Origin of the sequence: Limimaricola cinnabarinus LL-001, from assembly GCF_000466965.1 — a bacterium.
Classification (GTDB): domain Bacteria; phylum Pseudomonadota; class Alphaproteobacteria; order Rhodobacterales; family Rhodobacteraceae; genus Limimaricola; species Limimaricola cinnabarinus.
Map to the genome: position 1 here is coordinate 1 of NZ_BATB01000052.1, position 25,689 is coordinate 25,689.

The 25,689-nt window shown below is 68.4% G+C and carries 17 protein-coding genes and 6 pseudogenes; 16 read left to right on the plus strand and 7 right to left on the minus strand.

What is annotated here, in order from left to right; all coding sequences use genetic code 11:
• A pseudogene (locus MBELCI_RS14490) lies at nucleotides 1-830 on the minus strand (class I SAM-dependent rRNA methyltransferase); the annotation flags it as partial.
• A 181-nt stretch (nucleotides 831-1,011) separates the two neighbouring features.
• Between MBELCI_RS14490 and edd the strand changes: the two are divergent.
• Nucleotides 1,012-2,814: a phosphogluconate dehydratase gene (gene edd / locus MBELCI_RS14495; protein ID WP_021695005.1), complete on the plus strand. Its 1,803-nt coding sequence runs from the start codon at nucleotides 1,012-1,014 to the stop codon at nucleotides 2,812-2,814.
• Here the strand turns inward: edd and MBELCI_RS14500 are convergent, their stop codons facing one another.
• The gene (locus MBELCI_RS14500) at nucleotides 2,815-3,417 is read right to left on the minus strand and encodes a hypothetical protein (RefSeq protein ID WP_021695006.1); all 603 of its coding nucleotides are present in this window, start codon (nucleotides 3,415-3,417) and stop codon (nucleotides 2,815-2,817) included.
• Between the two features lie 104 nt (nucleotides 3,418-3,521).
• Between MBELCI_RS14500 and eda the strand changes: the two genes are divergently transcribed.
• Nucleotides 3,522-4,163 carry a bifunctional 4-hydroxy-2-oxoglutarate aldolase/2-dehydro-3-deoxy-phosphogluconate aldolase gene (eda, locus tag MBELCI_RS14505; protein WP_021695007.1) on the plus strand — a complete coding sequence of 214 codons (642 nt, stop codon included), beginning with the start codon at nucleotides 3,522-3,524 and terminating at the stop codon, nucleotides 4,161-4,163.
• 19 nt (nucleotides 4,164-4,182) lie between these two features.
• Here the strand turns inward: eda and MBELCI_RS14510 are convergent, their stop codons facing one another.
• A complete protein-coding gene (locus tag MBELCI_RS14510) occupies nucleotides 4,183-7,230 on the minus strand; it encodes a [protein-PII] uridylyltransferase family protein (protein ID WP_235047650.1) in 3,048 nt (1,015 codons plus the stop codon).
• A 189-nt stretch (nucleotides 7,231-7,419) separates the two neighbouring features.
• On the opposite strand from MBELCI_RS14510, the gene MBELCI_RS14515 reads away from it, so the two are divergent.
• The 3 genes from MBELCI_RS14515 to MBELCI_RS14525 all read left to right on the plus strand — a co-directional run bounded on the left by MBELCI_RS14515 (nucleotide 7,420) and on the right by MBELCI_RS14525 (nucleotide 9,392).
• Nucleotides 7,420-7,893: a DUF2852 domain-containing protein gene (locus MBELCI_RS14515; RefSeq protein ID WP_021695009.1), complete on the plus strand. Its 474-nt coding sequence runs from the start codon at nucleotides 7,420-7,422 to the stop codon at nucleotides 7,891-7,893.
• A 91-nt stretch (nucleotides 7,894-7,984) separates the two neighbouring features.
• Entirely contained in the window at nucleotides 7,985-8,446 is a 462-nt protein-coding gene (locus MBELCI_RS14520) for an RDD family protein (RefSeq protein WP_021695010.1), read from the plus strand.
• A 106-nt stretch (nucleotides 8,447-8,552) separates the two neighbouring features.
• Nucleotides 8,553-9,392, plus strand: coding sequence for an arginyltransferase (locus MBELCI_RS14525; protein ID WP_021695011.1), 840 nt, complete (start codon nucleotides 8,553-8,555; stop codon nucleotides 9,390-9,392).
• A 10-nt stretch (nucleotides 9,393-9,402) separates the two neighbouring features.
• Here MBELCI_RS14525 and MBELCI_RS14530 read toward each other — a convergent pair whose 3' ends face one another.
• Nucleotides 9,403-11,052 (minus strand): alpha-amylase family protein, encoded by a 1,650-nt coding sequence (locus MBELCI_RS14530; RefSeq protein ID WP_021695012.1) that lies wholly within the window; start codon nucleotides 11,050-11,052, stop codon nucleotides 9,403-9,405.
• A 114-nt stretch (nucleotides 11,053-11,166) separates the two neighbouring features.
• Nucleotides 11,167-13,043, minus strand: a pseudogene (locus tag MBELCI_RS14535) (PhoX family protein).
• 179 nt (nucleotides 13,044-13,222) lie between these two features.
• Here MBELCI_RS14535 and MBELCI_RS14540 point away from each other — a divergent pair.
• From MBELCI_RS14540 to MBELCI_RS14565, 6 genes and pseudogenes are all read left to right on the plus strand, one after another.
• A complete protein-coding gene (locus tag MBELCI_RS14540; RefSeq protein ID WP_021695014.1) occupies nucleotides 13,223-14,170 on the plus strand; it encodes a YihY/virulence factor BrkB family protein in 948 nt (315 codons plus the stop codon).
• A gap of 295 nt (nucleotides 14,171-14,465) precedes the next feature.
• Nucleotides 14,466-16,244: an acetolactate synthase 3 large subunit gene (locus MBELCI_RS14545; RefSeq protein ID WP_235047651.1), complete on the plus strand. Its 1,779-nt coding sequence runs from the start codon at nucleotides 14,466-14,468 to the stop codon at nucleotides 16,242-16,244.
• Nucleotides 16,245-16,317: 73 nt separating this feature from the next.
• On the plus strand, nucleotides 16,318-16,884 hold the full coding sequence (gene ilvN / locus MBELCI_RS14550; RefSeq protein WP_021695016.1) for an acetolactate synthase small subunit: 567 nt from the start codon (nucleotides 16,318-16,320) through the stop codon (nucleotides 16,882-16,884).
• Nucleotides 16,885-16,983: 99 nt separating this feature from the next.
• Nucleotides 16,984-17,915 (plus strand): annotated as a pseudogene (locus MBELCI_RS14555) (nucleoside hydrolase).
• A gap of 99 nt (nucleotides 17,916-18,014) precedes the next feature.
• A pseudogene (locus tag MBELCI_RS14560) lies at nucleotides 18,015-19,417 on the plus strand (protein adenylyltransferase SelO).
• A 65-nt stretch (nucleotides 19,418-19,482) separates the two neighbouring features.
• On the plus strand, nucleotides 19,483-20,580 hold the full coding sequence (locus tag MBELCI_RS14565) for a sensor histidine kinase (RefSeq protein ID WP_021695019.1): 1,098 nt from the start codon (nucleotides 19,483-19,485) through the stop codon (nucleotides 20,578-20,580).
• A 57-nt stretch (nucleotides 20,581-20,637) separates the two neighbouring features.
• Here the strand turns inward: MBELCI_RS14565 and MBELCI_RS14570 are convergent, their stop codons facing one another.
• On the minus strand, nucleotides 20,638-21,183 hold the full coding sequence (locus MBELCI_RS14570) for a peptidylprolyl isomerase (RefSeq protein ID WP_045320228.1): 546 nt from the start codon (nucleotides 21,181-21,183) through the stop codon (nucleotides 20,638-20,640).
• The gene (locus MBELCI_RS14575; protein ID WP_045320229.1) at nucleotides 21,176-21,682 is read right to left on the minus strand and encodes a peptidylprolyl isomerase; all 507 of its coding nucleotides are present in this window, start codon (nucleotides 21,680-21,682) and stop codon (nucleotides 21,176-21,178) included. The genes MBELCI_RS14570 and MBELCI_RS14575 overlap by 8 nt, the downstream gene beginning before the upstream one ends.
• 119 nt (nucleotides 21,683-21,801) lie before the next feature.
• Between MBELCI_RS14575 and MBELCI_RS14580 the strand changes: the two genes are divergently transcribed.
• The 5 genes and pseudogenes from MBELCI_RS14580 to MBELCI_RS14600 form a co-directional block, all read left to right on the plus strand.
• Nucleotides 21,802-22,992 carry a phosphoglycerate kinase gene (locus MBELCI_RS14580; RefSeq protein ID WP_021695021.1) on the plus strand — a complete coding sequence of 397 codons (1,191 nt, stop codon included), beginning with the start codon at nucleotides 21,802-21,804 and terminating at the stop codon, nucleotides 22,990-22,992.
• Complete coding sequence (locus tag MBELCI_RS14585; RefSeq protein WP_021695022.1) at nucleotides 22,989-23,816, plus strand: SDR family NAD(P)-dependent oxidoreductase; 828 nt, start codon at nucleotides 22,989-22,991, stop codon at nucleotides 23,814-23,816. Before MBELCI_RS14580 ends, MBELCI_RS14585 begins: the two co-directional genes overlap by 4 nt.
• Before the next feature lie 126 nt (nucleotides 23,817-23,942).
• A pseudogene (locus MBELCI_RS14590) lies at nucleotides 23,943-24,871 on the plus strand (class I fructose-bisphosphate aldolase).
• Nucleotides 24,872-25,031: 160 nt separating this feature from the next.
• On the plus strand, nucleotides 25,032-25,325 hold the full coding sequence (locus MBELCI_RS14595; protein ID WP_021695024.1) for an FtsB family cell division protein: 294 nt from the start codon (nucleotides 25,032-25,034) through the stop codon (nucleotides 25,323-25,325).
• 164 nt (nucleotides 25,326-25,489) lie between these two features.
• Nucleotides 25,490-25,689 (plus strand): annotated as a pseudogene (locus MBELCI_RS14600) (pyruvate dehydrogenase (acetyl-transferring) E1 component subunit alpha); the annotation flags it as partial.

The following is a 25,689-nucleotide window of genomic DNA, read 5'->3' on the forward strand; positions in this document are numbered from 1 at the left end:
CGGAGAGCCCCGAGGCCTCGGCCCCCGCCCGCGCCAGATCGAGCGCCGGGCCGAGCCGTCGACCGCGAGAGCCGAGGCCGCGCCCTGCGCCAGCGCCGCGAGGCCGAAGCCGCCGACATGGCTGAACACGTCGAGCACGCGGGCGTCCTTCGACAGCGAGGCGGCAAAGGCGTGGTTCGGGCGCTGGTCATAGAACAGCCCCGTCTTCTGACCGCCCATCAGGTCGGCCATGTAGGTGGCACCGTTCATCGGCACCGGCAGCGGCCCCTCGGGCGCATCGCCGCGCAGCATCCGCAGCTCCTCGCCAAGTCCCTCCAGCCCCCGCGCCCGGCCCGAGCCGTTGAGCACGACGCGGCGGATGCCGGTCGCGGCCAGAAGCGCGTCGGCGATGGTCTCGGCCCCGGCATCGGCCCAAGCGGCGTTGGGCTGCAGCACGGCAATGTCGCCAAAGCGGTCGATCACCACGCCGGGCAGCCCGTCGGCCTCGGCATGCACCAGCCGGTAGAACGGCTGATCATAAAGCGCCTCGCGGTGGCGCAGCGCAGCGGCGAGCCTCAATGCGATCCAGTCGCCGTCGATCACGGCCTCCGGGTCGCGGTCGAGTACGCGCGCCGCGATCTTGGATCCGGGGTTGACCGTGACGACGGCCATGGGCCGCCGTTCGGCATCCGCGAGGATCGCGAGGGCGCCGGGGGCGAGCGCTTGGTGCGGCGGTCGAGGACCATCTCGTTGACGAAGACCCAAGGAAAGCCGTGGCGGATCGCGCGGGCATCGGCCTTGGGCATCAGCCGGACGGTGGGATAGGGCGGGAGGTGCGGGAACGGTGTCATGCGCCCTCCTACCCTGCCCCGCGCGCCACGAAAAGCCGCGACGCACGAAACCCTGCCCCGGATCGGCGGGTTCTGACGCAGGGGCGCGTTTTGCGGCCCCGCCCCCCGGCGTGGTGGTTGTTAGCGCTAACGAACCATGGTAACGCCGGGCCGACCCCGATCTTTCGACAGGAGCTGCCAGATGGCCCTTAACCGCACGCTCGAAGCCGTCACCGACCGCATCCGCGCCCGCAGCGAGGGCCCGCGTCGGATTTATCTCGACCGCATGAACGCCGCCGCCGCCGAAGGCCCGCGCCGTGCGCATCTGACCTGCGGCAATCAGGCCCACGCCTATGCCGCGACCGGTGAAGACAAGGACGCGCTCGCCACCGGCCGCGCCCCCAATATTGGCATCATCACCGCCTATAACGACATGCTCTCGGCGCATCAGCCGTTCGAGACCTATCCCGCGCTGATCCGCGAGGCGGCGCGCGCCGCGGGCGCCACGGCACAGGTCGCGGGAGGGGTTCCGGCGATGTGCGACGGCGTCACCCAAGGCCAGACCGGGATGGAGCTGTCGCTGTTCTCGCGCGACGTGATCGCGCTCTCGGCCGCCGTGGGCCTGTCGCACAACGTGTTCGACGCCTCGGTCTATCTGGGCGTCTGCGACAAGATCGTGCCGGGCCTCGTGATGGCCGCCGCGACCTTTGGCTATATCCCGGCGGTGTTCCTGCCCGCGGGCCCGATGACCTCCGGCCTGCCCAATGACGAAAAGGCCCGCGTGCGCCAGCAATTCGCCAGCGGCGAGGTCGGCCGCGACGCGCTGATGGCCGCCGAGATGGCCTCCTATCACGGGCCGGGCACCTGCACCTTCTACGGCACCGCCAACTCCAACCAGATGCTGATGGAGTTCATGGGTCTGCACCTGCCGGGGGCGAGCTTCGTCAACCCGAACACGCCGCTGCGCGACGCGCTGACCGTCGCGGGCACCGAACGCGCTGCCCAGATCACCGCCCTTGGCAACGAGTTCACCCCCACCTCCGACGTGCTCGACGAGCGCGCCTTCGTGAACGGCATGGTCGGCCTGATGGCGACGGGCGGCTCGACCAACCTCGTGCTGCACCTGCCCGCCATGGCGCGCGCGGCGGGGGTGATCCTCGACCTCGAGGATTTCGCGGAGCTGTCGGCGGTCACGCCGCTGATGGCCAAGGTCTATCCCAACGGTCTGGCCGACGTGAACCACTTTCACGCCGCCGGTGGCCTCGGCTACATGATCGGCGAGCTTCTGAACGCCGGGCTGCTGCATCCCGACACCCGCACCGTCGCGGGCGAAGGTCTCGAGCTTTATACCCAGGAGCCGAAGCTGGCCGAGGGCCGCGTCACCTATGCGCCCGGCACGCGCGAGACGCTCAACGACAAGATCCTGCGCCCGGCCTCGGACCCGTTCCAGAAGACCGGCGGTCTGCGCCAGCTTTCGGGCAATATCGGCCGTGCCGTGATCAAGACCTCGGCCGTGGCGCCCGAGCGCCACGTGATAGAGGCCAAGGCGCGGGTGTTCCACGATCAGGAATCGGTCAAGACCGCGTTCCGCAACGACGAGTTCAAGGACGACACCATCGTCATCGTCCGCTACCAGGGACCGAAATCGAACGGCATGCCCGAGCTGCACAACCTGACGCCGACGCTCGCGGTGCTGCAGGACCGGGGCCTCAAGGTCGCGCTGGTCACCGATGGCCGCATGTCGGGCGCCTCGGGCAAGGTGCCGGCGGCGATCCACGTCACGCCCGAGGCCGCCGATGGCGGCACCATCGCGCTGGTGCAGGACGGCGATCTGGTGCGGCTCGACGCGACCGCGGGCACGCTCGAGGTGCTGACCAGCTTGGAGGGCCGCGAGCCTGCCCCCGCCGATCTGTCGGGCAACGGCAACGGCGTGGGCCGCGAACTGTTCGAGGTATTCCGCCAGAATGTCGGCGGCGGGGCCTACGGCGCGGCCGTGGTCGTCTGATCACTCGGTGGTCGCGTGGAACTGCCCCGCCAGGACATGCGGCTGATCGGTGAAGGGCGCGGTGAGGATCGTGCCCGTCACCGGCCCGGCCAGCGCCCGGCCCCCGGCGCCGCGCAGCGGGCTGTCGATGGCGATGTCGAGGCGGCGGGTTTCGCCCGCAAGCGGCAGCTCCGCGCCGAAGCCCGCCTCGAGAATGCCGCTGCGGCGGTCGCCGTCCTGCGTCAGGACCAAGCGGCCATTGCCCGGTACCAGCGGCAGCGCGTTGATGGCGACCGCCGCGCCCAGGAACTCCCCGGTGATGTCGTGAAGCCGCCCCTCGACGGGCTGCGTCGTGCTGCCGGGGGCAAAGTCGAGGCCGAGCGTCAGCCCGCCCTCGATCCGCCCGGTGGGCGTCACGTCCGCCTGCCGCATATCGGCGACGAAACCGCCTTCGTAGCTGGCGCTGCCGCGTTGCGGCACGCTGCTGGAGGCAGGGCGCGCGGTGAGTACCCCGAAGGCCGCGCGGTCGAAATACGTCGGCGGCAAGGCCGCCTCCTGCCCGCCGCCGCCGCATCCGGCAAGACCGATGGCACAGGCAAGGACCCTAGAACCGCCATGCGCCATTGCCTTCCTCCTCCAGCCCCCTCAGGTTGGGCCAGAAGTCTTAACCACACGTTAACGGCGACTGATCCGTTACGTTTTCTTCTCAAAGTCGACAGGATCTCAACATGACTCCCGAACACGCCTCCGAACTGACCGCCAAGGTCTGCGCCCTCGCCCCCGTCATTCCGGTGCTGGTGGTCGAGGATGCCGCCCATGCTGCGGATCTCGCGCGCGCGCTGGTCAAGGGCGGCCTGCCCGCGCTCGAAGTGACGCTGCGCACCCCGTCGGCGCTCGACGTCATCCGCGAGATGGCGCGCGTCGAGGGCGGCGTCGTCGGCGCCGGCACGCTGCTCACCCCCAAGGATGTCGAGGCCGCCAAGGAGGCGGGCGCCGCCTTCGGCGTCTGCCCCGGCGCCACCGACCGCATCCTCGACGCGTGCGAGGCCAACGACCTGCCGCTGCTGCCCGCCGCCGCGACCACCTCCGAGGTGCTGCGCCTCTATGAGCGCGGCTATACCGTGCAGAAGTTCTTTCCGGCCGAGGTCAATGGCGGCGTGCCCGCGCTCAAGGCGATCGGCGCGCCGATCCCGCAGGTGAAGTTCTGCCCCACCGGCGGCGTCAGCCTTCAGAACGCGCCCGACTACCTCGCGCTGCCCAACACGCTGTGCGTCGGCGGCAGCTGGGTCGCGCCGGGCGCGATGGTCGCGTCGGGCGACTGGGACGGGATCACCCGCCTCGCCGCCGAAGCCGCGCGTCTCACGCGCTGAGGCGCGCGCGTGGCGGGTCTCAGCTCGCCACGCGCCCCGCGCGCCCGCCGCGCCGCCGCGCCGTCATGCCCGTCTCCAGACCCTCGGTCAGCACCTGCGTCATCGGATGCCCCTCGGGCATCGTGGCGTGCCGCTCCAGAAGCCGCCGGATCGCCTTGGCGCTCTGGGTGCCGTCGGGCAGCGACAGCGCCCAGTCGAGAAAGATCGAGCGGCATTCGCCGAGGCTGATGCCGTCGATCCTATAGGCCTCTCGCACCAGACCCTTGGGGTCGATCTCGTCGCTCATCGCGCCTCTCCCGGCTCCACGCCCCGCAGCCTTCGCGATCACCCCCTCTGCCCGTGCCGCCGCCGCGTCAAGGGCCCGCCGCAGATCGTCGAGGGTCTCGCAACCGCCCTCGCGCAGCAGGAGCCGCGCGCCGCCCTCGGCCGGCGTCTCGGGCAGCGGCCCGCCCCCCGTCAGGAGCCGCGCCACGCATTGCACCCGGCGCATCAGGTCCGCCGTCTCGCTCAGCACCGCTGCGCCCTCCTCGTCGATCAGCCCCGCCGCCTGCCCGGCCGCGATCTGCGCGGGCACCTCGCGGGCGGGCGATCCCGCGCGCAGCGCGAGGCTCTGGGCGAACAGTTCGACATCCTGCAACCGCCCCGGCCCGTCGCGCAGGTTCCAGCCGCCCGAGGCGGGCCGCGCCTCGGACAATCGCGCGCGCATCGCCGCGAGATCGGCGGGCACCGTGTCGCCCGCCGCCTTCTGCGCGATCAACGCGCGCCGGAACGCCTCGATCTCCTCGCCCAGACCGGGCTCACCGGCGATCGCCCGCGCCCGGGTGAGCGCGAGATGCTCCCATGTCCACGCCTCGTCCTGCTGATAGGCGCGAAAGGCGGGCAGCGCGGTCGCCACCGGCCCCTGCCGCCCCGAGGGGCGCAGCCGCATGTCGACCTCGTAGAGCCGCCCGTCGGGCATCGGTGCCGTGAGCGCGGTGATCAGCCCTTGGGTAAAGCGCGCGTACCATGTGCGCGCGGGCAAGGGGCGACGCCCGTCCGAGGCCTCGACCCCGTCCGCGTCGTAGATCACGATGAGGTCGAGATCCGAGGAGGAGCTCAGCCGTCCCGCGCCGAGCGAGCCCATCGCCAGCACCGACAGCCCGCGACCGGGGGGCGGGCCGTGGCGGCGCGCCATGTCGTCGATCACCACCGGCACCAGCGCCGCGACCACGGCCTCGGCCAGCTCGGCGTATTCCTGACCCGCCTTCCCGGCGTCGATCAGCCCGCGCAGGTGATGCACGCCGATCCTGAAATGGATTTCCTTGGCCCAGACCCGCGCCGCCCCGAGCCGCGCCTCGTGGTCGGGCTGGCGCGCCAGACGGTCGGAGAGGTCCGAGCGCAGCGCCTCGATGCCGGGCCAGTCGGCGAAGAAGCCGCCGCCGATCACCGCGTCGAGCACGCCAGAATTGCGCGAAAGATACTGCGCGAGACCCGGGGCCGTGGCGCAGATATCCACCAGAAGGCGGGTGAGCTGCGGGTTGGCCTCGAACAGCGAGAAAAGCTGAACCCCCGCCGGAAGCCCCGCGAGAAACGCGTCGAACTGCGCCAGCGCCTCTTCGGGGCGCGCGGCCTCGGACAGGGTCTTAAGGATTTCGGGGCGCAGCCTGTCGAAGATCTCGACCGCCCGGTCCGAGCGCAGCGCCGGATAGCCGGGCCAGCGCGCCGTCACCTCCCGGCCGAAATCGGGAGCGTCGGTCGCGGCATGTCCGGGGGCGAAGAAATCCTCGGTGAGCGCGTGGACTTGCTCCAGCCGCTCGGTCAGATCGGACTTCAGATCATCGAGATCGCGATCCATGAAGGCCGCGAGCCGCGCGAAGCCCTCCTCCGACGAGGGCAGCATATGCGTCTGCTGGTCGCCGATCATCTGCACCCGGTGCTCGACCTCGCGATGCGCGCGGTAGTGACGGGTCAGCTCCCCGGCCACCTCCGTCTCGATCCAGCCCGCCTGCGCCAGCCGGTCGAGCCCCTCGACGGTGCCGCGCACCCGCAGGCTCGCGTCGCGACCGCCGGAGATGAGCTGACGGGTCTGGGTGAAGAACTCGATCTCGCGGATGCCGCCACGGCCGAGCTTCATGTCGTGGCCCGGCAGGCTCAGCGCGCCGCCAAGCCCCTTGTGATCGCGGATCTTGAGCCGCATGTCATGCGCGTCGCGGATCGCGTGGAAATCGAGATGCCGGCGCCAGACGAAGGGGCGCAGCGTCTCGACAAAGCCCGCCCCGGCGGCGAGATCGCCCGCGCAGGGCCGCGCCTTGATCCAGGCCGCGCGCTCCCATGTGCGCCCGACGCTCTCGTAATACTGCTCGGCCGCGGCCATCGACAGGCAGACCGGCGTGACGGCGGCGTCGGGGCGCAGCCGCAGATCGGTGCGAAACACATAGCCCTCGCCGGTGATGTCGCCGATCAGCCCGGCGAGCTTGCGGGTGACCCGCACGAGAACGGCGCGCGCCTCGTGCTGGTCGATGCCCTCGTAGCGGCTTTCGTCATAGAGACAGATGAGGTCGATATCGGACGAATAGTTCAGCTCGAACGCGCCCATCTTGCCCATCGCGAAGAGCACCATGCCCGCGCCGCTCTCGATGTCGGCCCCGCCCATGCCCGGCAGTTTGCCACGCGCGATCTCGGGTGCGATCAGCGTCTCGAGCCCGGCCTGCAGCGCGGCGTCGGCAAGCCGGGTGAGGCTGCCCGTCACCTCCTCGAGCGGCCAGGCCCCGCCCAGATCGGCCAGCGCCGCGATCAGCGCCACGCGCCGCTTGGCCTGCCGCAGCCGCGGGCCGAGCGCCGCGATGTCGTGGCCCCTGAGATCCGCAAGCTCGGCCGCGACGGCCGCTTCGGGATCGGCGCAGGCCCCTTCGAGCCAATCGCGCTCGCGGCCGATGAGACCGGCGAGATAGGGGCTGCACCCAGCGGTGCCGCCGATCAGCTCGGCGGTCGCGGGATCGGCCCAGTCGCAGAAGTCGCGGGCTTCGGCGGCCTTGTCGGCATCAAGGGGGCGCGGGGCGCGGCGCAGGCGCGAGGCGATATCGGTCATGACCGAACCGTGGCGCGGCGCGCGAGGAGCGTCAATCGCCGCCGGACGGGCTTTGGCCCGAAAAATGTTAAACCCATTCACATGACCCCTTGAAGCCGCGCCCCGGCTTTCCCATCTGCTGTAATGTGAAAGACATTCACATAACCCACCGGCCCGACAGACGGGCCCCTTCCGCGAAGGAGTTCCTCGATGTCCACGACCGATATGTCCCTGTCCCACCGTTTCGAGCGGTCGGGGATCAAGGAGTGGTTCGGCCGCGCCGAAGCATGGCTCGACGCGCGCGGCCGCCCGGCCTGGATCGCCGCGATGGTGCTAGGCTTCATCTTCGTCTGGCCGCTCGGCCTCGCCATTCTCGCCTACATGATCTGGAGCAAACGCATGTTCAGCAAATCCTGCCGCAACCGATCCGCCCGCGTCTCGCCCTTCGCGACGATGCGCTCCTCGGGCAACACCGCCTTCGACGCCTACAAGACCGAGACCCTGCGTCGGCTCGAAGACGAACAGCGCGCCTTCGAGAGCTTCCTCGAGCGGCTGCGCGAGGCCAAGGACAAGGCCGAGTTCGACCAGTTCATGGATGACCGCGCCGCCAAGGCCCGCGCGACCGGCGCCACGGACGACGACAACGGCAGCGATGGCGCCAATGGCGACAAGGACGCGGCCTGATCCCGTCCGACACCGCACGCATCACCTGCACGGCCCCCGGCGGGGGCCGTCACGCTAGCGTCCCACCCGCCCTGCATGAGAGGATCGCGACATGACCGCCGCTCCGACATTCGCCGCCCGCCTGCGCGGCCTGCCAGACCCCGAGACCAGCCCCGCCTGCTATGAGGGGGTCGCGCTCAAGCGCGCCGTCGCGTGGCTCGTCGATGTCACCGTGATCGCGGTGATCTGCGCGCTTCTGGTGCCGCTGACCGCCTTCGTGGGGCTGTTCTTCTTTCCGGTGATGATGATGGTGGTCGGGTTCTTCTACCGCGTCGCCACCATCGCCTCGGGCTCGGCCACGTGGGGCATGCGCCTCATGGCGATCGAGCTGCGCGACGGCGACGACCGACCGCTCGACACCACGCAGGCCTTCCTGCACACCGCCGGCTACGCGGTTTCGATGATGATGTTTCCGCTGCAACTCGTCTCCATGGCGATGATGCTGCTGACCCCGCACGGGCAGGGCCTGACCGACAGCGTCCTCGCCACCACGGCGCTGCGCCGCCGCCGCTGAGGGTCTCGGTCCGGGCGGTTGCTACGCCACGACCTTTCGCAGGGGTCTTGGCAGCCGCCCGGTCGAGCGCTAGCTTTCCTCGGATCACGAGCCCGAGTGGACAGCCATGCGCCATACACTGCCCTTCGCGCCGCAATTCTATGTGACGGCCCCCCAGCCCTGCCCGTATCTCGCGGACAGGATGGAACGGAAATTGTTCACCGCTCTGCAAGGCGATCAGGCCGAGCGGCTCAACGACTCGCTTTCCAAGCAGGGGTTCCGGCGCAGCCAGAACGTGCTCTATCGCCCCTCCTGCGCCGAATGCACCGCCTGCCTCTCGGCTCGGATCGACGTGAACCGCTTTGCCCCCTCGCGCAGCCAGAGCCGCGTGCTGAAGCGCAACCGCGACCTTGCGCGGCGCGCCACCTCGCCTTGGGCGACCGAGGAGCAGTACGCGCTGTTTCGCGACTACCTCGACAGCCGCCACGCGGCGGGCGGCATGGCCGACATGGACATGTTCGAATTCGCCGCCATGGTCGAGGAGACGCCGGTGCGCTCGCGCCTCGTCGAATACACCGACCCGAACGAGACGCATGACGCGCGCCACGGCCTGCGCGCGGTCTGCCTGACCGACATCCTCGATGACGGGCTGTCGATGGTCTATTCCTTCTTCGACCCGGCCGAGGACCGCCGCTCGCTCGGCACCCACGTGATCCTTGACCATGTGTGCATCGCCCAGGAGATGGGCCTGCCTTACGTCTACTTGGGCTACTGGGTCCCCGGCAGCCCCAAGATGGATTACAAGGCGCGCTTCGCGGCGCTGGAGCTCTATCGTGCCGGCCGCTGGCAGCCGATGGGCGACCGCGACGATTACGCCGCCGAGACGCATCCGCTCTCAGTCGCGCCGATCTCCGAGCAGGTGGCGCGCATCAGCCTGCCCGACACGCGCCCCGTCGGCACCGGTTGACTGCGAGGCGTCAGGCCCGCTCTCCGTCGATCCGGAACCAGCGGTAGCCGTAACCCGGCAGCGCGATTTCGTCGCCCGGCGCGAGGGGCTCGGCCGCCGCCTGATCGGGCCCGCCGAGAAGCGCCACCAGATGGCTCGCCCCCTCGACATCCGGCGCGCAGGTCACCTCGTCATCCGACAGGTTGTGCAGCGTCAGCACCCGCGCGCCGCGCCAGGACGACACCAGCCCCAGCACCGCCTCGGGCAGGCCCTCGATCACCTGTGTCTCGCCCCAGCCGATCTCGGGACAGGCGCGGCGGCAGCGGACAAGCTGCTGCACGCGGGTGAGCAGGCTGTCAGGGCGGCCGCGCTGCGCCGCGACGCTGGTTTCGTGAAACCCGAGCGGACCGTCCTCGACCACCGGGCGCACCGGCTCCGCCTTGCCGCGCGTGAATCCCCCCTGCGGCTCGTCGGCCCATTGCATCGGCGTGCGCACGGCGTTGCGCTCCGAAAGCGACAGATCCTCGCCTTGCCCGATCTCGTCGCCATACCACATCACCGGCGTGCCGGGCAGCGCGAACAAAAGCGACTGCGCCAGCGCCACCCGGTCGGTGTCGCCCAGCATCGGCGCGAGACGGCGGCGCAGCCCCCGGTCGTAAAGCTGCATGTCCTTGTCTGGGCCGAAGGCGTCGAACACCTCCTTTCGCTCGTCGTCCGACAGCTTGTCGAGCGACAGCTCGTCATGGTTACGCAGGAAGGTGGCCCATTGCGCCTGGTCGGGCGCGTCGTCGGGCCGCGAGGCCAGCGCTTGGGCGATCGGCGCCGCCTGCGACCGGGCCAGCGCGAGAAACAGCGCCTGGTTCAGCGGGAAATCGAGGATCAGGTGCATCCGTTCGTCGGCGCCGAACTCGCGGCCGCCGAAATAGTCGGGCGCCTTCTCGCGGGGAATGTTGGCCTCGGCCAGCATGATGGCGCCCGCGCGCCGCCATGACAGGAAATCGCGCATCTCCGACAACAGCAGCAGCGGGTCGCGGTCGGGCTCCTCGTCGAGGCCCTTGTACTCGATCAGGAACGGCACCGCGTCGATCCGGAAGCCCCAGACCCCCAGCTCGAGCCAGTAACCCATGATCTTGAGGATCTCCTCGCGCACCGCCGGATTGGCGATGTTGAAATCGGCCTGATGCGCATAGAAGCGGTGCATGTACCACGCGCCCGCCTGCTCGTCCCAGGTCCAGACCGCCTCCTGCACGCCGGGAAAGATGACGCCCTCGGTGATGTCCTCGGGCTTGTCCTTCGACCAGACGAACCAGTCGCGATAGGGGCTGTCGGGGTCGGATCGGGCCGATTGGAACCATGGGTGATCGATCGAGCAGTGGTTCACCACCAGATCGACGATCACCTTGAGCCCACGATCGGCGGCAGCGCGCGCAAAGCTCACGAAGTCGCCCGCATTGCCCGATCGCGGATCGATGCCGTAGAAATCGGTGATGTCATAGCCGTTGTCGCGGTTCGGCGTCGGATAAAACGGGTTGAGCCAGACCGCCGTGGCGCCCAACCCCTCGATATGATCGAGCCGGTCGGTCAGCCCCCTGAAATCGCCGACGCCATCGCCATTGGCATCCATGAAGGTCTCGACGTCGAGACAGTAGATCACGGCGTTCTTGTACCACAGGTCAATCATCGCGGGCTCCCTTTCCACGCCAGTTAGGCCGCGCGTCCGGCATGGCGAGACCGCGCGCCAAAAGGGCGGCCCGGATCGCTCCGGGCCGCCCCTTCAGGCCGATCGGCGGATCGATCAGCCGATCACGGCGCCGTCGGTGCGGCGGATCGCGACGATCGAGGAGCGCGGCAGCGCCTCCGGATCGGGGAAGTTCATCGGGTGCTGGATGCCCACGAACATGGTCTTCTTGTCCGACGAGAAGGTCGCGCCGGTGACCTCCGAGCCGCCCGGCCCGGTCATGAAGCGCGCGATCTCGCCGGTCTCGGGGTCGCCCACCAGCATCTGGTTGTTGCCCATGCCGGCAAAGTCGCCCTCGTTGCTGTCATCGCCGTCGGTCTGGATCCAGAGCATGCCCTGGCTGTCGAATTTCATCCCGTCGGGCGAGTTGAACATGTTGCCCGGCGTGACGTTGTCCGACCCCGCATAGGCGCCGTCCTGCACCTCCGGGTTGCCCGCCATCACATAGAGATCCCAAGCGAAGCCCTCGGCGGCGTGATCCTCGCCTTCCGGCCGCCAGCGCACGATCTGGCCGTAATTGTTCTCGGCGCGCGGGTTCGGCCCGCCCACCGGCGTCTCGTCGCCACCGGCGTTGGGCTTCACCGCGCGGTTCTTGTTGTTGGTGAGGGCGCAGTAGGCTTCGACCCGGAGCGGGTTCACCGCGACCCATTCGGGCCGATCCATCGTGGTGGCCCCCACCGCCGAGGCGGCCTGACGGGTGTGGATGTGGATCATCGCGCGGTCCATGCCGGTGGCCTCGGGCGTCAGCGCCAGCCATTCGCCGCTGCCGTCCTCGTTGAACTTCGCCACATAGAGCTGACCCGCATCGAGCAGACCCGAGGTGTCGCCGCCCTCGACATAGGCGTCGTCCGAGACATAGCGGTAGAGGAACTCGCCACGCTCATCATCGCCCAGATAGACCACGACGCGGTTGTCGGCGGCGAGGGTGACTTCGGCGTTCTCGTGCTTGAAGCGGCCCAGCGCGGTGCGCTTCACCGGGGTCGAGGACGCGTCGGAGGGGTCGATCTCGACCACGTAGCCCGCGCGGTTCGGCTCGTTCGGGGTTTTCGAGATATCGAAGCGCGGGTCGAACTTCTCGTAATCATAGCCCGATTCCAGCTCGATCCCGTAGCGGTCGAAGCCCTCGGGGCGCTCGAATTCGGCATCGGTCGAGCCGAAGTAGCCGTTGAAGTTCTCTTCGCAGGTCAGGCAGGTGCCCCACGGCGTGCGACCGGCGCCGCAATTGTTGAAGGTGCCCAGAGCCTCGGTGCCCGAGGGATCGGCCTCAGTCTTCAGCAGGTCGTGACCGGCGGCGGGCCCGGTAAGGCGCATCGGCGTGTTGTGGGTGATGCGGCGGTTATAGGGGCTGTCGACCACGATCTCCCAGCCATTCTCGCCTTCGGCCACCTCGAACACGGCCACGCCCTGCGCATCCTGGATCTTGCGCACATCGGCCTCGGAAACCGGCGCGCCCTCGTCGTTCTGCGGCAGGTTGATGTCGAGATTGGCGTATTCGTGGTTCACCGCGATCACCTCGCGGCCGTCGATCGAAAATAGCTCCATGCCGTCGGTGTTCTCGCCGAAGCGCGGGCCTGCCCCTCGACCGTGGTGCCGGTCTGCGGGTCGAAGGCGGGCGCGTCGGAGAACAGCGGATCGCCCCAGCTCGCCACGGTCTTCCACTCATAGCCTTCGGGGACGTGGACGGTGAAATCGGTCTGCGCGGCGATCGGGCTGAAGGCGAAGCGCGAGGCGTCCTGGGCCAGCGCGGTGGAGCCCTTGAGCATGCCCGAGCCCATCACGGCGGCACCCGAGCCGAAAGCCACGAGACCCGACAAAAAGCCACGACGCGACACGGCGGCCTCGACCACGCGGTCGAAATCGGTGGTCTCGGGGGTCGGGCGGCGCAGCTCGTCGAGTTCGTCCCAGCTGATCTTGTTGATGTTGAAACGCTTCATGGCATGTCCCTTTCCTCGGGGCGTCCCGGCCCCGTTCGCGGCCCTGCTAGACCGCCCGCGTGAATGCGACGCGACGGTTTTGTAAGAGTTTTGTCACAGCTGCCGATCGACGGGGTTCCGGGGGAACGAGGGCCGCGTTTTCACGTTGACGTGTCCAAGGACATCAGCGGAGGCCCCCGATGGCGCATGCGAAACCCTCAAACGCCCATCCCGGCGACATCAACAAGCCCGGCTGGTTCGCCACGCTCAAACGCGTCTATTCCGAGATCGGCGACGATCATGTCAGCCTGATCGCGGCGGGCGTGGCCTTCTACGGGCTGCTGGCGATCTTTCCGGGCATCGTCGCGGCCATGGCCATCGCGGGGCTGTTCTTCGACCCTTCGGCGGTGGTCGATCAACTGCAATCGCTCTCGGCCTTCCTGCCGCAGGATGCCGCCGACATCGTGCTGGGTCAGGCCAAGGAGGTCGCGGGCTCCGAGGAGGGCGGGCTCGGCCTTGCCGCGATCTTCGGCGTCCTCGTCGCGATCTACTCGGCCTCCAAGGGCGTGCAATCGCTCGTCGAAGGGCTCAACGTCGCCTTCGAGGCCGAGGAAAGCCGCGGCCTCGTCTCCTATTACCTGCAGGTGCTCGCGCTGACGCTGGGCATGATCGCGGGCTTTTTGCTGATCGTCGCCGTCGCAGCCGGACTGCCGCTGGTGCTCGGCGTGCTTCCGCTTGGCAACTCGACCGAGATGCTGATCAACCTCGTGCGCTGGCCCGTGCTCCTCATCCTCGTGGCGCTGGGCCTCGCCATCCTCTACCGCTATGGCCCCGACCGGGCCGAGCGTAAGTGGCGCTGGATCACGCCGGGCGCCGGTCTGGCCTGCCTGCTGTGGCTCGTGGGTTCGCTCGGCTTTGCGTACTACGTGCGCACCTTCGGCGGCTACAACGAGACCTTCGGCGCGCTGGGCGGCGTGATCGTGCTGCTGATGTGGCTGTGGCTCTCGGCCTTCATCGTGCTCATGGGGGCCGAATTCGACAGCGAGATGGAGCGTCAGGCCAAGCACGACCCGCAGCCCGAGGACGCCAAGAACGACCCTTTGATGGACGACGCCAAGGCCGAGGCCGGCGGTCCGCCCGCCAGCTAGGCTTTGCGTATCGACCGCGCCGTGCCCCGTTGGTGATAATAAAGTTACCCGGAACGACGGAGGTGCGACATTTTCTCCGCCGAATGCGGTTGACGCCCCCGCCCGCCCGTGCATATCTGCGCGGGCGGAATGCAAAGGACCGGGGAAGATGGATCTCATTCTTGTAAACGGTGGAACGGGGCGCGTGGGCCGGTAACGGCAAGGACCATGACGGTCGACCATGCGCCCCCGGATCACCGGGGGCTTTTTTGTGCGCGCGGCGCGACAGATAGACAGACAGACAGGATACGGCACGATGACAGGGCAGACGCAAACGCCGCCGACCGGCGGGCAGATGACGGGCGCGAAGATGGTCGTGCAGGCGCTCAGGGATCAGGGCGTCGACACGGTGTTCGGCTATCCCGGCGGCGCGGTGCTGCCGATCTATGACGAGCTGTTTCAGCAAAACGACATCCGCCACGTGCTGGTGCGCCACGAACAGGGCGCGATCCACGCCGCCGAAGGCTATGCCCGCTCCACCGGCAAGCCCGGCGTCGCCATCGTCACCTCCGGCCCCGGCGCCACCAACGCCGTCACCGGCCTGACCGACGCGCTCTTGGACTCGATCCCGATCGTCGTGCTGTCGGGTCAGGTCCCGACCTTCATGATCGGATCGGACGCGTTCCAGGAGGCCGACACCGTCGGCATCACCCGCCCCTGCACCAAGCATAACTGGCTGGTGAAGGAGACCGACGCGCTCGGACAGACCCTGCACGAGGCGTTCCACGTCGCCACCGCAGGCCGCCCCGGCCCGGTGCTCGTCGACATCCCCAAGGACGTGCAGTTCGCCACCGGCCAATATGGCGGCAAGGAAACCCGCTCGACCCGCTACAACCCGCCCGTGAAGGGCGACGCGGCGGCGATTGCGGCGCTGGCGCAGGCGATGGAGACCGCCAAGCGCCCGGTGTTCTACACCGGCGGCGGCGTCATCAACTCCGGCCCCGAGGCCTCGAAGCTCTTGCGCGATCTGGTCGCGGCGACGGGCTTTCCGATCACCTCGACGCTGATGGGCCTCGGCGCCTACCCCGCCTCCGGCGAACAGTGGCTCGGCATGCTCGGGATGCACGGCCTTTATGAAGCCAACATGGCGATGCATGGCTGCGACCTGATGATCTGCATCGGCGCGCGCTTCGACGACCGGATCACCGGCCGCATCGACGCCTTTTCCCCGAACTCGATCCGCGCGCATATCGACATCGACCCCTCCTCGCTCAACAAGGTGATCCGCACCGATATCCCGATCATCGGCGATGTGGCGAGCGTCCTGGGCGACCTGATGGAAGCGTGGTCGGCGCGCGGCCGCAAAACCGACCGCGAGGCGCTGTCGCAATGGCAGGCGCGGATCGGCGAATGGCGGGCCAAGGACTGCCTGTCATTCCGCAACTCGGAGACGGTCATCAAACCGCAATACGCGCTGCAGCGGCTCGAGGCGCTGACCAAGGATCGCGACCGTTACATCACCACCGAGGTGGGCCAGCACCAGATGTGGGCGGCGCAGTATCTCGGCTTCGAGGCCCCGAACCGCTGGATGACCTCCGGCGGCTTGGGCACCATGGGCTACGGCTTTCCCGCCTCGATCGGCGTGCAGATGGCGCATCCGGGCAGCCTCGTGATCAACGTCGCGGGCGAGGCGTCTTGGCTGATGAACATGCAGGAGATGGGCACCGCGGCGCAGTACCGCCTGCCGGTCAAGCAGTTCATCCTCAACAACGAGCGTCTGGGCATGGTGCGCCAGTGGCAGGAGCTGCTGCATGGCGAGCGCTATTCGCAGAGCTGGTCCGAGGCCCTGCCCGATTTCGTCAAGCTGGCCGAAGCCTTCGGCGCCAAGGGCATCCGCTGCTCGGACCCCGCGCAGCTCGACGACGCGATCATGGAGATGCTGGATTACGACGGCCCGGTGATCTTCGACTGCCTCGTGGAAAAGCACGAGAACTGCTTCCCGATGATCCCGAGCGGCAAGGCGCATAACGAGATGCTGATGGGCGAGGTCTCGACCGCCCACGCGATCGAGGCCGGCGGCGCGGTGCTGGTGTGACCGGATCGCGCAGCAGAGATCCGCAGGACATTTCGACATGTCTCGGCCCCCGGCCCGAGGAAAGGACGACCCAATGCTGAACATCAAGGAAGGCTCGACCAGCCACTCCGCCTACAACCTGCGCTCCACCTTCTCCGACGTGGAGGAGCGCCACACCCTCGCGGTGATCGTCGAGAACGAGCCCGGCGTTCTGGCCCGCGTGATCGGCCTGTTTTCGGGGCGCGGCTACAACATCGAAAGCCTCACCGTGGCCGAGATCGACCATACCGGGCACATGTCGCGCATCACCCTCGTCACCTCCGGCACGCCGCAGGTGATCGAGCAGATCAAGGCGCAGCTGGGCCGCATCATCCCCGTGCACGAGGTCCACGACCTCACCGTCGAAGGCCCGACGGTCGAGCGCGAGCTGGCCCTCTTCAAGGTGCGCGGCGAGGGCGACGCGCGGGTCGAGGCGCTGCGGCTCGCGGACATCTTCCGCGCCAACGTGGTCGACTCGACGCTCGAAAGCTTCGTCTTCGAGATCACCGGCACCCCGGACAAGATCGACGCCTTTGCCGAGCTGATGCGTCCGCTCGGCCTGACCGAGCTTGCGCGCACCGGCGTCGCCGCCCTGTCGCGCGGCCCCGAGGCCCGAATCTGACACCGGATCCGACACCGGCGCGGACACGCTGACGCCGCGCGAGGCTTGCCCCCGCGCGGCGTTCCTGCCTTCCTGTGCTCCTGAAAAGGAGGGCCGGACATGGGCGCGCAGAAGATCATCATCGACACCGATCCCGGTCAGGACGACGCCGTCGCCATCCTCTTGGCGCTGGCCTCGCCCGAGATCGAGGTGCTGGGCCTCACCGCCGTCGCCGGCAACGTGCCGCTCGACCTCACGCAGCGCAACGCAAGGCAGGTGGTCGAGCTTGCGGGCCGCGACACGCCGGTTTTCGCGGGCTGCGACCGGCCGTTGGGGCGGCCCCTCGTCACCGCCGAGCACGTCCACGGCAAGACCGGGCTCGATGGCATCGTCCTGCCCGACCCCACGCATCCGCTGCAGGACCAGCACGGCGTCGATTTCATCATCGACACGCTGCGCCGCGAGCCCGAGAACACCGTCACGCTCTGCCCGCTCGGCCCGCTCACCAACATCGCCACGGCGTTCGAACGCGCGCCCGATATCGTGGACCGGGTGCAGCGCATCGTGCTGATGGGCGGCGGCTTCTTCGAGGGCGGCAACATCACCCCCGTGGCCGAGTTCAACATCTATGTCGATCCCGAGGCCGCGAAGATCGTCTTCGGCTGCGGCCGCCCCATCACCGTGCTGCCTCTCGACGCGACGCACAAGGCGCTCACCTCGAAGGCTGGATCGCCGAGATGCGCGCCATGGGCCGGGTCGGCGAGGTGGTGGCGAGCTGGACCGATTTCTTCGAGCGCTTCGACACCGAGAAATACGGCTCCGAGGGCGCGCCGCTGCACGATCCCTGCGTCATCGCGTGGCTGCTGCGCCCCGACCTCTTCTCGGGCCGCGAGATCAACGTCGAGATCGAAACCGGCTCCGAGCTGACGCTCGGCATGACCGTGGCCGACTGGTGGGGCGTCACCGACCGTCCCGCCAACGCGCTCTTCATCGGGGATGTCGACCGTGACGGGTTCTTTTCGCTGCTGAGCGAGCGGATCGGACGGCTCTGACCGGCGGGCGGCGCGTGTTTTCGGAACGAAGTGGCCGAGGGGACGCAATATCGTTGACCGGCCGCTTGGCTTGAACGCACGATGGCATAGATGCAGGGCATGACCCTGCAGATCCCCTTCGACAACTCCTATGCCCGCCTGCCTGAGCGTCTGTTCACCCGGCAGGCGCCCGTCCCCGTCGCGGCCCCCGGCTGGATCGCCTTCACGCGGGCCTCGCGCGCGAGCTGGGCCTCGACCCCGATGCCTTGCAGACCGACGAGGGCCTGCAGGTCTTTGCGGGCAACGCGCTGCCGGAAGGCTCCACGCCGATCGCGCAGCTCTATGCCGGGCACCAGTTCGGCGGCTGGAACCCGCAGCTCGGCGACGGACGGCAGGTGCTCTTGGGCGAGGTGGTGGACCCGCTGGGGATGCGGCACGACGTCGCGCTCAAGGGGTCGGGGCGCACGCCCTACTCGCGCATGGGCGACGGCCGCGCCTGGCTCGGGCCGGTGATCCGCGAATACATCATGAGCGAGGCGATGCATGCCTTGGGCGTGCCGACGACCCGCGCGCTTGCCGCCGTCAGCACCGGCGAGGAGGTGATCCGCGAGACCGCCCTGCCCGGTGCCATCCTGACCCGCGTGGCGCAAAGCCATATCCGCGTCGGCACCTTTCAGGTTCTGGCCGCGCGCGGCGATCAAGACGGGCTGCGCGCGCTGGCCGATCACACGATGGTGCGGCATTATCCCACCGCCGGGTCGGTGCCCGAACTGCTGGCGCAGATGGTCGCGCGTCAGGCCGAACTGATCGCGCAATGGATGAGCATCGGCTTTATCCACGGCGTGATGAACACCGACAACTGCTCGGTCGCGGGCGAGACCATCGATTACGGCCCCTGCGCCTTCATGGACGACTACCACCCGGGCCGCGTGTTTTCCTCGATCGACGCGCATGGGCGCTATGCCTACGGCGCGCAGCCGCAGGTGGCGCTTTGGAACATCGCGCAGTTCGCCACCGCCCTCGTGCCGCTGATGCCCGATCAGCAGCGCGCGGTCGACGACTTCACCGCGATCATCAACCGCTTTGCCGATCTCTACCAATCGGCGTGGCTGACCCGGTTCGGGGCCAAGCTCGGCCTTGCCGATCCCTGCCCCGAGGATCGCGGCCTGATCGAGGCGCTGCTCACGGCCATGACCGAAGGCGGGGTGGATTTCACCAACGGGTTCCGGGCCTTGGCCGAGGACGCGCCGGAGCGTGGCGGCGCAGGTCCCGACTGGATCGCCGCGTGGCGCGCGCGCGGCCCGGACCTTGAGATCGCGGCGGCGGCAAACCCCGTGGTGGTGCCCCGGCTGCACCGCATCGAGGCGGTGATCGCCGCCGCCGTGGCGGGCAATTTCGCGCCGATGCACGAGATGTTCGCCGTCGTCACCCGGCCGTACGATCCCGAACCTAGCCTAATGGACGGGTACATCATGCCGCCGGAAGGTCACGAAAAAGTCGACAAAACCTTCTGCGGCACTTAGAAACGTCAGAACCGTTCGACCTTCCCCACAAGAGCGGCCCGCCGGGCCGAGTTGAGAGTGTGCCTGTGAGAGATGTCATCGACGACACGACCGAAGGTCGGTCCGAAGCGATCCGCTCGCTCGGCATCATGGACAGCGAGGACGAGGCGGATTTCGACGAGATCACCGCCTATGCCGCCGAAATCTGCGATGCGCCGATCTCTCTGGTCACGTTGGTCAACACCGACCGCCAATGGGCGAAATCGGCTTTCGGCACCGAGCAGCGTGATTACAGCATGGATCAGTCGATCTGCGCGCATGGGCTGTCGGGGCCCGATTTCCTTGAAATCGAGGACACGGCCCTCGATCCGCGCACCCGCGACAACCCGCTGGTCACCGGCCCCGACGCGATCCGCTATTACGGGGGCGCGATCCTCAAGCTCGGCGATGCCCTGCCGATCGGGGCGCTGTGCATCCTCGACCGCAAACCACGTCGTCTGCCGGACGGGACCAAGCGCCTCCTGATGATCCTCGCGCGGCAAGTGGTGCGGCGCATGGAGTTGCGCCGCGCGCTCATCGCGCAGGAGACGCTGGCCAACGAGGTCGATCACCGGGTCAAGAATTCGCTGCAGATGGTCACCGCCCTCGTGCGGATTCAAAAATCGCAGGCGCGCAGCGAGGAGACGCGCGAGGCGCTCTCCGAAACCATCGCGCGCCTCTCGGCGATCGCCCTGCTGCATGCCGAATTGCACAAGGTTTCGGCCCGCAACGAAATCGCGCTGCACCAGTTCCTGCCCGACGTGATCCGCCATCTCGACGTGACCCTGCCGGCCAACGTGGTGATCTCGCACCGCATGATCCCGATGCTGGTGCGCTCCGAGGTCGCGACCTCGCTGGCGCTTCTGGTGAACGAGGCGATCACCAACGCCGCCAAGCATGCCTTTCCGGACGGTCGCGCGGGCCGGATCACGGTGGCGCTGGGGCTGAGCGGAACCGAAGGGCGGCTCTCGGTCGTCGATGACGGCGTCGGCAGTGACAGGCTCACCGCCGACCGCGCCGATGGCAGCGGTCTCGGACGGCAGATCATCGACGCCTCTGTCGCGCGCATCAATGGTGAAATCCACCGCAACAGCGGCCCCGACGGCACCACGATCGAGGTGCAGTTCCCCGCGCCACGGCTCTAGCCCGGCGCGGCAGGGACGGGCCCCGGCCCGGGGACACCCGGGCCGGGACACGGCACGTCACTCGGTGACGCGCACCTCGCTCATCACGTCGGGCGCGCCGACCACGGCGCCGTTGGGCCCCTCGCCCCGCTTAATCGCGTCGAGCACGTCGAGACCTTCGGTCACCTGCCCCACGACCGTGTACTGGCCATTGAGGAAGTCACCCGGCGCGAACATGATGAAGAACTGGCTGTTGGCCGAATTCGGATCCTGGCTGCGCGCCATGCCGACGGTGCCGCGCTCGAACGGAATGTCCGAGAACTCCGCGTCGAGATCGTCGCGCTCCGAGCCGCCCATGCCGGCCATCGAGACGTCGCCGCCCTCGCGGCCGAACTCCACGTCGCCCGTCTGCGCCATGAAGCCGTCGATCACGCGGTGGAACACCACGCCGTCATAGGCCCCCTCGCGCGCCAGCGCGGTGATCTGCTCGACATGGCCGGGCGCCACATCCTCGAGAAGGTCGATCCGGATCGTGCCGTTGGACTGGCCCGCGACGTCGATCTCGAGGCCGGTGGCGGCGGCGGGGCTGGCGACGAGCGCCAGCAAAGCTGCGAGTTTACGCATCTGCGGCCACCTTGACGCTGATCATCCGGTCGGGGTTTGCCGGCGGCTCGCCCTTGGTGATGGCGTCGACATGCTCCATCCCCTCGATCACGCGACCATAGACGGTGTATTGGCCGTTGAGGAAATGGTTGTCCTTGAAGTTGATGAAGAACTGGCTGTTGGCCGAGTTCGGGTTGGCCGACCGCGCGGCGCCCAGCGTGCCGCGGTCATGCGGCAGCTTCGAGAACTCGGCCGGAAGGTCGGGCTTGTCCGAGCCGCCGGTGCCGGCGCGGCGCGGGTTGTAGTCCTTTTCCATGTTGGCGTGCTCCACATCGCCGGTCTGCGCCATGAAGCCGTCGATCACGCGGTGGAAGGCCACGTTGTCATAGGCGCCGGCGCGGGCCAGCTCCTTCATGCGCTCGGCATGCTTGGGCGCCACGTCGGCCAGAAGCTCGATCACCACCGCGCCGTCCTTCAGCTCGATGATGATGGTGTTCTCGGGGTCCTTGATCTCGGCCATTGCCGATCCTCCTTCTGCTTTGTTCCCGACATAAGGCCAGCTTGCGCGTAAGCCAATGGCTTGAGCGCCGCGTCCCCGGGCGCTACCTATCTGCCAACTCGAAACGGAAAGGACGGCTCATGGGCTGGAAGACGATCGACGAGATGGATCTCGCGGGCAAGCGGGTCCTGGTGCGGGTGGACGTGAACGTGCCTATCGAAGCGGGCCGCGTCACCGACGCGACCCGCATCGAGCGCATCGTGCCCACCGTCGATGACATCGCGAACAAGGGCGGGCGGGTGATCCTGCTGGCGCATTTCGACCGGCCCAAGGGCAAGGTCGTCCCGGAAATGTCGCTCAAGCAGATCGTGCCGACCCTCGAAGAAAAGCTCGGCCGCAAGGTCGCCTTCGCCGAGGATTGCGTGGGCGACACGGCGCAGGCCGCCGTCGACGCGCTGGGCGATGGTGAGGTGCTGCTCCTCGAGAACACCCGCTTCCACGCGGGCGAGGAAAAGAACGACCCCGATTTCGCCCAGAGCCTCGCGCATCTGGGTGACGCCTATGTGAACGACGCCTTCTCGGCGGCGCACCGCGCGCATGCCTCGACCGAGGCTCTGGCCCGGCTCCTGCCCGCCTGCGCCGGTCGGCTGATGGCCGAGGAGCTGTCGGCGCTCGACAAGGCACTGGGCAACCCCGAGCGGCCCGTCGTCGCCGTGGTCGGCGGCGCCAAGGTCTCGACCAAGCTCGACCTGTTGTCGAACCTCGTCGAAAAGGTCGACACGCTGGTGATCGGCGGCGGCATGGCCAACACCTTCCTCGCGGCCCAAGGGCTCGATGTCGGCAAGTCGCTATGCGAACACGACCTCGCCGACACCGCCCGCGAGATCGCCCAGAAGGCCGCCGACAAGGGCTGCACCATCCTGCTGCCGCGCGACGTCGTCGTGGCGCGCGAATTCAAGGCCGGGGCCGAGAGCGAGGTCGTGATGGCCGAGAACACGCCCTCGGACGCGATGATCCTCGATGCCGGTCCAGACAGCGTGGCCCATGTCGAGATGGCGCTCGAAAACGCCAGGACGCTGGTCTGGAACGGCCCTCTCGGCGCCTTCGAGATCGAGCCGTTCGACCGCGGCACCATGACGGCGGCAAGGAAGGCCGCCGAGCTGACGCGGGCGGGCAAGCTCGTCTCGGTCGCGGGCGGTGGCGACACCGTGGCCGCGCTCAACGCGGCCGGGGTGTCGGGCGACTTCACATATGTCTCGACGGCGGGCGGGGCGTTTCTGGAATGGATGGAAGGCAAGGTGCTTCCGGGCGTGAAGGCGCTGGGCGCATGAGCGGCAACACGCAGATCCGCAAGGGCCATGGCGACCTCGTCCCGCAAAGCCGCGGCTGGACCCTGATCACCGGGGCCTCCTCCGGGCTTGGCGCGGAGTTCGCCCGCATCGCCGCGCGCGGCGGCCGCCGCCTGATCCTCTCGGCCCGCTCCGAGGACAAGCTCGAGGCGCTCGCCGCCGAGCTGAGCGGGCGCGTCGAGGTCGTCGTGATCCCCGCCGATCTCTCCCGCCCCGGCGCGGCCGAACGGCTGTGGCGCGAGGCCTCCGAAGGCCGCCGCATCGAGATCCTCGTCAACAATGCGGGCCTCGGGCTGCAGCGCCGCTTCGGCGACGGCGGCACCGAGGAGGTCGAGACCCTCGTCGCGGTCAACGTCTCGGCGGCGACGATCCTGATGCAGGCGGCCGTGGCGCATATGCGCCGCGAGGGTGCGGGCCACATCATGAACGTGGCCTCGGTCGCGGCCTTCATCCCCGGTCCCGGCATGGCTGTCTATCACGCGACCAAGGCCTATCTGCTGTCGCTGTCGGACGCGGTGTCGAGCGAGCTTTCGGCAGAAGAGAGCGACGTCACCGTCACGGCGCTGTGCCCCGGCCCGGTCGATACCGGCTTCTTCGAGGCGGCTGGCATGGAGGCGAGCGGCCCCTCGGGCCCGATGCGCCCGGCCCGCGCCCGTGACGTGGCGCAGGCCGGCTGGGAGGCGATGCTGGCGGGCCGCAAGACCGTGGTGCCCGGCGGCATGACCCGGATCGCGGCCCTTGCCGGGCGGGTTCTGCCGCGCGGTCTGACCGCGCGGATCGCGGGCCGGGCCTACGGCCGGGCCTGATCCCAAATCCCCGAACGAACACGGGGGCTTGGTGGCGCTAACAGTGCCGCCCGGTGGCGCTAACAGGATTGTGAGCCACCGGGCGGCAGCCTAACGTTTGCCGCAACCGCAAACGAAAGGCTTCCCATGCAGACCACCGACACCGTCCGCGACATCCTTCGCAACTACGAGGGCGAGACCCCCGGCGTGAAGGCGAACCTCGCCCGGATGCTGATGGCGGGCCGTCTGGGCGGCACCGGCAAGATGATCATCCTGCCCGTCGACCAGGGCTTCGAGCACGGCCCCGCTCGCAGCTTCGCGCCCAACCCCGAGGCTACGACCCGCATTACCACTACCAGCTTGCCATCGACGCGGGCCTCAACGCCTATGCCGCGCCCTTGGGGATGATCGAGGCGGGCGCCGACACCTTCGCGGGCCAGATCCCGACCATCCTCAAATGCAACAGCGCCAACTCGCTGATGTCGGGCACCGCCGGCAAGAACCAGGCCGTGACCGCATCGGTGGACGACGCGCTGCGGCTGGGCTGCTCGGCCATCGGTTTCACGATCTACCCCGCCTCGGACTGCGCGATCGACATGTTCGAAGAGATCGTCGAGATGCGCAAGGAAGCCGCCGCCAAAGGCGTGGCGACCGTGATCTGGTCCTATCCGCGCGGCGAGGCGCTCGACAAGGACGGCGAGACGGCGATCGACATCGCGGCCTATGCGGCGCAGATCGCGGCGCTGATCGGCGCGCATGTGATCAAGATCAAGCTTTCGACCGACCACCTGTCGCTGCCCGAGGCCAAGAAGGTCTACGAGGCCGAAGGCATCGACGTCTCGACCCAGGCCGCGCGCGTGAAGCATTGCGTGCAGTCGGCCTTTGCCGGACGCCGGATCATGGTGTTTTCGGGCGGCGCCAAGAAAGGCGCGGATTCGGTCTATGACGACGCCCGCGCGATCCGCGACGGCGGCGGCAACGGCTCGATCATCGGCCGCAACTCGTTCCAGCGCCCGCGCGAAGAGGCGCTCGAGATGCTTGGCAAGCTTCAGGACATCTATCTCGGCAAGGGTTGATCGCGAAAAGGCGCGGCGGGATCGCCCAAAGCGGCATTCGGGCCACGCCGATCGGCAATAAGTCGCAGGGGCGGTGAAAACATGGTGTTTTCACCGCCCCTTTCGTGTCATTCTATCCACAGCCGCCCGGTTCAAGAGGTGGCATACGAGGCACGGCAGAATGAAACGCACCCCTTCTTTGGGCCCCGCCCTCTATCTGATCGGCATGCTGCTGATCGGTCTCTACTTCACCTTTGCCGCCGTTCAGGGCGATTACGGCGTGTTCCGCCGTGCAGAGGTCGAAGCCGAGGCGCGGGGCCTGGAGAAGGAACTCGCCTCCCTGCGCACCGACGTGGCGCGGATGGAGAATCTCACCCGTCGCCTGTCGGACAAATATCTCGATCTCGACCTGCTCGATGCCCGCGCGCGCGAAGTGCTCGGCATGATCCGCGCGGACGAAATCGTCATCCGCTGACCTTGGGTCATCCTCACCCGCCTTATTTTGCTGCGCCGCGCCGATTTTTCGTGCGCGGCGCTCGTCATTTCGCCCATCGGCAGATTGCCCTGTTGCATCCCGCGCAAGTTCTGTAAGTGATAGTTCAAGGCTAAACTATCCGTCACAGCGCGAAGGGAGACGCCATGGCGACCCGGAAGACCTCCGACACAGGCCCCGCCAAGGGTTCCAATCCTGCCCCCAAGGGCTCCAACATTCCAGCGGACGAGCTCAAGCATTACTACCGCGAGATGCTGCTGATCCGGCGTTTCGAGGAGAAGGCCGGCCAGCTCTACGGCATGGGCCTGATCGGCGGCTTCTGCCACCTCTATATCGGCCAGGAGGC